General features: G+C 58.3%; 6 protein-coding genes and 1 tRNA gene. 5 read left to right on the top strand and 2 right to left on the bottom strand.

Annotated features, from left to right (window positions below; translation table 11 throughout):
• Window positions 1–21 precede the first annotated feature (21 nt).
• Entirely contained in the window at window positions 22–225 is a 204-nt protein-coding gene (locus EOM25_10990; protein NCC25702.1) for a hypothetical protein, read from the top strand.
• 98 nt (window positions 226–323) lie between these two features.
• Here the strand turns inward: EOM25_10990 and EOM25_10995 are convergent.
• Together EOM25_10995 and EOM25_11000 are read right to left on the bottom strand one after the other, a co-directional pair.
• Window positions 324–399, bottom strand: a tRNA-Phe gene (locus EOM25_10995).
• A 22-nt stretch (window positions 400–421) separates the two neighbouring features.
• Window positions 422–2,497 (bottom strand): HAMP domain-containing protein, encoded by a 2,076-nt coding sequence (locus tag EOM25_11000; GenBank protein ID NCC25703.1) that lies wholly within the window; start codon window positions 2,495–2,497, stop codon window positions 422–424.
• 149 nt (window positions 2,498–2,646) lie between these two features.
• On the opposite strand from EOM25_11000, the gene secA reads away from it, so the two are divergent.
• The 4 genes from secA to EOM25_11020 all read left to right on the top strand — a co-directional run bounded on the left by secA (window position 2,647) and on the right by EOM25_11020 (window position 6,770).
• The gene (gene secA / locus EOM25_11005) at window positions 2,647–5,148 is read left to right on the top strand and encodes a preprotein translocase subunit SecA (GenBank protein NCC25704.1); all 2,502 of its coding nucleotides are present in this window, start codon (window positions 2,647–2,649) and stop codon (window positions 5,146–5,148) included.
• Window positions 5,149–5,281: 133 nt separating this feature from the next.
• A complete protein-coding gene (locus EOM25_11010) occupies window positions 5,282–5,605 on the top strand; it encodes a DUF4911 domain-containing protein (protein NCC25705.1) in 324 nt (107 codons plus the stop codon).
• Window positions 5,606–5,619: 14 nt separating this feature from the next.
• Window positions 5,620–6,024 carry a hypothetical protein gene (locus tag EOM25_11015; protein ID NCC25706.1) on the top strand — a complete coding sequence of 135 codons (405 nt, stop codon included), beginning with the start codon at window positions 5,620–5,622 and terminating at the stop codon, window positions 6,022–6,024.
• Window positions 6,021–6,770: a cyclic nucleotide-binding domain-containing protein gene (locus tag EOM25_11020; protein ID NCC25707.1), complete on the top strand. Its 750-nt coding sequence runs from the start codon at window positions 6,021–6,023 to the stop codon at window positions 6,768–6,770. The genes EOM25_11015 and EOM25_11020 overlap by 4 nt, the downstream gene beginning before the upstream one ends.
• The last annotated feature ends 75 nt before the right edge of the window (window positions 6,771–6,845 follow it).

A 6,845-nucleotide genomic window follows, 5' to 3' on the forward strand; every position in this document is an offset into this window, starting at 1 on the left:
CTCAAGGCGGAAAGGTTGCAGGTGGACCATTGGACAGACAAGGAGGCGACACGTGATGCCGTTCGCCAAGCCATTCACGATTTTCTCTGGAGTGAAGCGACCGGGCTGCCCGTGGACCACTATACCGAAGACGACGTGCAGGCCCGGGCCGAAGAGGTCTACCGGCATGTATTTCGAGTCTATCCCATGTTGCCCTCGCCATATTATGAAACCCATGCGGCTTGAAATGCGATGAACTGAAAAAGTTGGGCAGAAGCTGGACTGGATGGCTGGATAGCAACAAAAAAGGGCTTACGTCTTTCGACGTAAGCCCTTGATTTTAGTGGTGCCGGGGGACAGAATTGAACTGCCGACACGGGGATTTTCAGTCCCCTGCTCTACCGACTGAGCTACCCCGGCACCGCGCGAACGAAGTGGCCTTTTATCCAAAGGCCGGATCGTTGGCAAGCGGTTTTTCGACGACCTGGTCAGGGCCGTCGGGGCCATAGAACCGGAGCATGAGCATGGTGATGTCGTCGGACTGTGGCGCGTTCCGGCAGAAATCGTGGATGTCTTCGAACACGGAGTCGATGACCGAAGTCGGAGAGTCTTGGGCCCGGCATTCCAGAACTTCCAGGAGGTGGTCGTCTCCAAAAAGGGCCTGATCCGGGTCCATGGCCTCGGTCACGCCGTCGGTGTAGAGGAACAGGGCCTGGCCCGGTTCAAGGATCATTTCCAGATTTTGATAATCTATGCCTTCCATGCCGCCCACGACCGGGCCGCTGACTCCCTTTTGATATTCGGGTTTGTGGTTTGGACGCATAAGGACCATGGGGTTATGGCCACCGTTGGAGTAGACGACATGTCCGGTGCGGACGTTCAAAACGCCGATGAACAGGGTCACGAACATGGAATTGGGATTTTCCCGACAGAGGTCGCTGTTGATCATGCTCATGATTTCGCCTGGTGAGCGGAGCTTTTTGGCCGTAGACCTGACCAGAGTGATGGTCACGGACATGAACAGGGCCGCGGGCACGCCCTTGTCGGACACGTCGCCGATAACGAAGCAGAGGTGGTCGGGATCGGTGAAGAAGAAATCGTACAGGTCGCCTCCAACTTCCTTGGCCGATTTGAGAGCGGCATAGAGGTCGATGTCCGAACGATCGGGGAAAGGCGGAAAAATTCGTTTGAGGATCCCCTCCTGAATGTCGCGGGCCGCACTCAACTCTCCTTGGATACGTTCCTTTGTTGCGGTGGTCTCCATCAGGTTGCGGATGTTCCGGCGCAATTCCCCTTCCATGTGCATGAAGGCCTGGGCCAATTGCCCGACTTCGTCGCGACCGCGGACATCGGGCGGCAAGATCTGGGGTTCGTCGGCCGTGAAGTCCTGTCCGGCTAGGCCTCGGGCGTAGTCGGCCAGCTGATTGATGGGCCGGGTGACATGATGGACCAGAGGGATGGCCAGGAGCAGGCTGACGACCAAGACCGAGAGGATGACCATACTTTGGCGTAAGACCAGACGCTGGGCCGGGGCCTTGATCTCGTCCACCGGGACGGCAACAACAACATACCAGTCCAGAGGCTTGAAGTAGGACACGCTGGCGGCCATGAGGCGGGACTGATGGTCCATGGCGGAGATGATTTCGTACTCGATGGCCGAGGGCCCCTCCCCAATCGAGGCCATAAGGTCCTCCATGAGGTTTTGTTCGGTCAGGGCGTTGGTCAGAGATTGGAAATCTGACGCGCCCAGATCGGGATGGATGAGCATGTTCTTGTGGCCGTCGAAGAGAAAGATATAACTCGAGTCGGTGATGCTGATTTCAGCAAAAGATTTGTCAAGTATCTTGACTACTTCCTTCTGGCGGGCCAGGGCCTCGGCCTCGACTTCGCCGACATCTATGACCGCTCCGACGGTCCACCCCCAATGCCCGAGGGGCACAAAAAATCCAAGGAGCGTGTCGGTGCCTTCACCTATTCTGGCCGGCCACGTGAATAGGGAAAAATCGCCTCGGAAATTTCCATGTTCGAAGGCGATGACATCGCCCAGGCGGCGGTTTTTTATGTCCTTGACCTGCCCGATGTTGGACCCGACCCAGGATCGGTCGGAATGAAGAACCACCCTGGCCTCGGGGTCGCAGAGGAAAATACCAGCCCCTCCTCCGAAGTTGAGTGCCCCGCTCTGGTCGAGCATGGCCAGCAGTTCGTCCTGGGGCTTTTCGACCCTGGCCAGAGCCATCAGGTTTACATACCCGTCAATGACCGCCCGGGCTGCCAGGGCATTGGATTCGAGGAGTTTTTTACGCCTCAAAGTCGTGTTGAGCTTGTCGGAGACGAGGTCCGAGTACTGGGCCTGGACGTTCAAATTGATGAGATGAATGATATTGCGGGCCGCTGACTGTTGGGCCGCGTACATGGCCTGGTAGGCGTCCTGGTTCGAGAAGTGGAGGATAAAACCGGCCGTGACGCCGAGGATGAGAAAGACCAAGAGGATGAATTTCGTCTTGATGGAGCGGAACATGGAGCTGGCCTCTATGGTTTCGGGCTGCCGGATTTCAGGAGGAACACGCTGTTGTCATTCGGCACGCCATTTCCTATACATACCTGTTTGAACGATGCATACAACATCGCCTTTCCGGGGCCAACCCCCTGAAAGGCCCGGGAGAACATATGCTTCAAGCTTTGACCCATAAACTTTTCGGCAGCCGCAATGACCGGTTTCTGAAACGGCTGGACCCTGTCATCAAAAGGATCAACGGCCTGGAGAGCGGGGTTCGGGAATTGCGGGACGAGGACTTTCCGTTTCGGATACAGTCTTTGAAAGAGGAGGTAGGCAACGGGCGGAAATTGGACGATATCTTGCCCGAGGTCTTCGCCCTGGTCAGGGAGGCCGGGAGAAGAACCCTGAATATGCGGCATTTCGACTGTCAGCTCGTAGGCGGTATCGTCCTGCACCAGGGCAAGATCGCGGAGATGAAGACAGGCGAGGGCAAGACCCTGGTGGCCACCCTGGCCATTGTCCTCAACGCCTTGGCCGGCAAGGGCGCCCACCTGATCACGGTCAACGACTACCTGGCCCGGCGCGATTCCGAGTGGATGGGGAAAATCTACTCATTCCTGGGCCTCAGGGTCGGGGTCATTGTCCATGGCCTTTCGGACGAGGATCGGCAGGCGGCCTACGCGGCGGACATCACCTACGGGACCAACAACGAGTTCGGATTTGACTACCTCCGGGACAACATGAAGTTCTATCCCCGGCAACTCGTGCAGCGCGACCTCCACTATGCCATCGTGGACGAGGTGGACTCCATCCTCATTGACGAGGCCCGGACGCCGCTCATCATTTCTGGAGCCTCCCAGGACTCCACGGTCATGTACGGACAGATCGATGCCATCATCCCCATGCTCCACAAGGATCGCGACTTCACCGTGGACGAAAAGGCCCGGGCAGTGGCCCTGACGGACGATGGTGTGGGCCGGTGTGAATCCATCCTCAAGGTCGAGAATCTGTTCGATCCTGCCAACATCACCCTGCAGCATCACATTCTCCAGGCCCTCAAGGCCCACAACCTGTTTCAGCGGGATGTCGATTACATCGTCAAGGACGATCAGGTCATCATCGTGGACGAGTTCACGGGCCGACTCATGCCCGGACGTCGGTTCAGCGACGGGCTTCATCAGGCCTTGGAAGCCAAGGAGGGCGTCAAGGTCGAGGCCGAGAACCAGACCTTGGCCGCCATCACCTTCCAGAACTATTTCCGGATGTACGACAAGCTGGCCGGCATGACCGGAACCGCCGACACGGAGGCCGTGGAGTTCGGAGAGATCTACAGGCTGGAGGTCATCAGCATTCCCACCCACCGGCCCATGGTCCGTAAGGATAATCCCGACGTCATTCTCAGGACCCAGGCCGAAAAATACGTGGCCATCGCCGACGAGATCGAGGATCTCTACAGGTCCGGCCAGCCGGTTCTGGTGGGTACCACATCCATTGAGAAGTCCGAGCTTTTGGCCAAACTGCTGAAAAAACGGCAAGTCCCTCATGAAGTCCTGAACGCCAAGCAACACGAGCGAGAGGCCGAGATCGTGGCCAAGGCCGGCGAGCGCAAGCGGGTGACCATTGCCACGAACATGGCCGGACGGGGCACAGATATCGTCCTCGGCGAGGGGGTCCGGGAGCTCGGAGGGCTACACATTCTGGGTACGGAACGCCACGAGAGCCGACGCATCGACAACCAGCTCAGGGGGCGCAGCGGCCGCCAGGGCGACCCTGGATCGTCTCGGTTCTATCTGGCCCTGGACGACGACCTCCTTCGACTCTTCGGCTCGGACCGTATATCCGGCATCATGGAGCGTCTGGGCATGAAGGAGGGCGAGGCCATCGAGAACCGGATGATCTCCCGGGCCATTGAGAACGCCCAGCGGAAGGTTGAAGGGCATAACTTCGACATCCGCAAGCAGCTTCTGGACTACGACAATGTCATGAACCAGCAGCGGGAAGTGGTTTATTCCATGCGCCGGGAGCTCATGTTCGCGAGCGACTTGGAGGGCTATGTCCAGGAGTTCATCAACGATCTCCTGTCCGAGTACTATCTGCCATTGGGCCCCAAATCCAAGGAGGATCCTGAGGAGGCGAGGGCCCTGGTCAGGGGGCGACTGGATGAGATTTTCAACATGGCGGCCGAAATTCCCGGGAGCGAAGTGCCCGAACGGGAACGGACCCAGGAGGTGGTCCGATCGGTGCTCGAGCGCCTAAAGGGCACGGCCGGGGATCACTACCAAGAGATTTTGCGGTTTTTCATTCTGGAGGAATTGGACAGGAGTTGGAAGGAACACCTCCTGAACATGGACTATCTGAAGGAGGGCATAGGCCTTCGCGGCTACGGGCAGAAGGATCCTAAGCAGGAGTACAAGCGGGAAGGGTTCGAGATCTTCCAGGACATGTTGTTTCGGATCAAGGAGAACGTCCTTAAGGCCCTGAGCAGGATCCGCCTCAAGGTCGTCCAGGAGGAGGAGTTCAAGCACAAGGAGCAGAAGGAGCTTCAGTATGCAGGCGGAGCCGAAGACCAGTCCAAGAAGAAGCCCGTCCGGCGAGCAGAGGCCAAGGTGGGCCGAAACGAGTCGTGCCCATGCGGCAGCGGGAAGAAATTCAAAAAATGTTGCGGCAAGTAGGCCTGCCGGGCGGTGAAAACGGAAAAAGCCCGGAAGCTCTGTGCAGGGGGTTGGACGGGAACGCTCTTGTAAATTTTTTTTCTAAGGTGTTCATTCCGTGGTCTGTGCCCTGTCACCTGAGTTCCAGGCTCGCATGGTTTCTAGCATGATCTGTGCCGAATCCGAAGGGGCAGTGATGCGGAAATCTCGCCGGAAGTCGGGCATGAAGAGAGGCGGCCGACGGCCTTGCCCCGAACCGGATCGGGGGGAGCGGCAGGTCTATGTCCAGCTGGCCCGGGAAGACGTGGCCAGGTTCAAGTTCCTGCTTGAGTCTTACGACAATTTGGCCTATTTGACGACGATCGACCGGTTCAAGGCCGTGGTCCGCATCTCGACCACCATGTCCCGCCTGGATGAAGTTCGGGAGTTTCTGGGTAAGGTGGGTGGAGAAATGCTGGTACGAACGCTCGAATTTTGACGGGGGCAGTGAGAATGACACGAAAGATGATGGTGATGCTCGTCGTGGCGTCATTTTTTTGTCTCGGCATGGGTGGAGGGGTGGATGTGGTCTCGAGCATTCCCAAGCCCGACCGGGTCTTTAACGTCCGAGTGGTTGATGCCACGGACACGTCGTACAACGCCGGTCAGGTTTCGGTGGACGGGGTGACCTTCCTTCCCGTCCGCCTCGGAGGCGCAGAGCTAGGCGTGGATTTCGCCAAGATTTCCCGGGTCCGGTTCTATCTGCAGGGTGAAACCGTGGCCGTGGCCGTGACTGGGCGCGACGGCCAAGATATGCCGTCCATGACTATGGATCCCAACATCCTTTTCAGCGGAAGCACGGACTGGGGCAATTTCAGGCTGAAGGCCAAGGATATCAGAGAGATTTCCTTCCAATGACCAATTCGGGGGCCGGGGCCGGATCAAGGCCCGAGATCATGGTTCTGGAACGGGGGCAAACCGTTTTCAGCCAGGACCAGAAGGCCGACAGAGCCTATGTGCTTTTTGACGGGACCATAGGGCTGTGGCGCAAGGAATGGCGCATGGTCGAGTTGGGTCCTGGGGAGGTTCTCGGGCTGGACGGGCTGTTCAGCCGGGCGGGGAGATATCCCTGCACAGCCCGGACCGAGACGCCCTGCCGTTTGGCCGCCTACGCCATGAGCCAGCTCGAGGATACGGTGCTGGGCAACCCGAGGGTGGTGGCCAAGTTCCTGTCCAGTCTTTCAGGGCAGTTGGAGAACTGCTGGCAGCGGCTTGAGTTCCTCCAGAACGACGAGAACGAAGACCCGCCCTTTGCCGGTGAGATCAAGGAGTACACGGCAGGGGAAGTGGTCATCGAGGAGAACGAGAAGACCACTGACATCTACCGGATCGTCTCCACCGAACAGGGGCTTCTGGTCACCAAGCAGGGCAAACATTTGGCTATCCTGGCCGAAACAGGCGAGATTTTCGGGGAGATGGCGGCCATTTCCAACGAACCCCGTTCGGCCAGCATCCACTCCATCGGGCGGTCCGTCCTTGAGGTCTACACGGCCCGGCAGCTTCAGGACGTCCTCCTGGACTATCCCAAGCTTTCCCGTCGACTGATCGAGACCCTGGTCAAACGCCTAGCCGAAACGACCCGGGCGTTGACGGCCAAGGACTGATTTTTCCCCGTGCCTTTGGCCTGGGCGTTGGATGCCCGAGCAACATCCTCATTATAGACCGAAAAAGCGGGTGGT

It is taken from the genome of Deltaproteobacteria bacterium (assembly GCA_009929795.1).
Classification (GTDB): domain Bacteria; phylum Desulfobacterota; class Desulfovibrionia; order Desulfovibrionales; family Desulfomicrobiaceae; genus RZZR01.

Coding starts and splice junctions, on each gene's coding strand:
- EOM25_11000 (NCC25703.1), bottom strand. CDS start 2,497: ATGTTCCGCTCCATCAAGACGAAATTCATCCTCTTGGTCTTTCTCATC.
- secA (NCC25704.1), top strand. CDS start 2,647: ATGCTTCAAGCTTTGACCCATAAACTTTTCGGCAGCCGCAATGACCGG.
- EOM25_11010 (NCC25705.1), top strand. CDS start 5,282: ATGGTTTCTAGCATGATCTGTGCCGAATCCGAAGGGGCAGTGATGCGG.
- EOM25_11015 (NCC25706.1), top strand. CDS start 5,620: ATGACACGAAAGATGATGGTGATGCTCGTCGTGGCGTCATTTTTTTGT.
- EOM25_11020 (NCC25707.1), top strand. CDS start 6,021: ATGACCAATTCGGGGGCCGGGGCCGGATCAAGGCCCGAGATCATGGTT.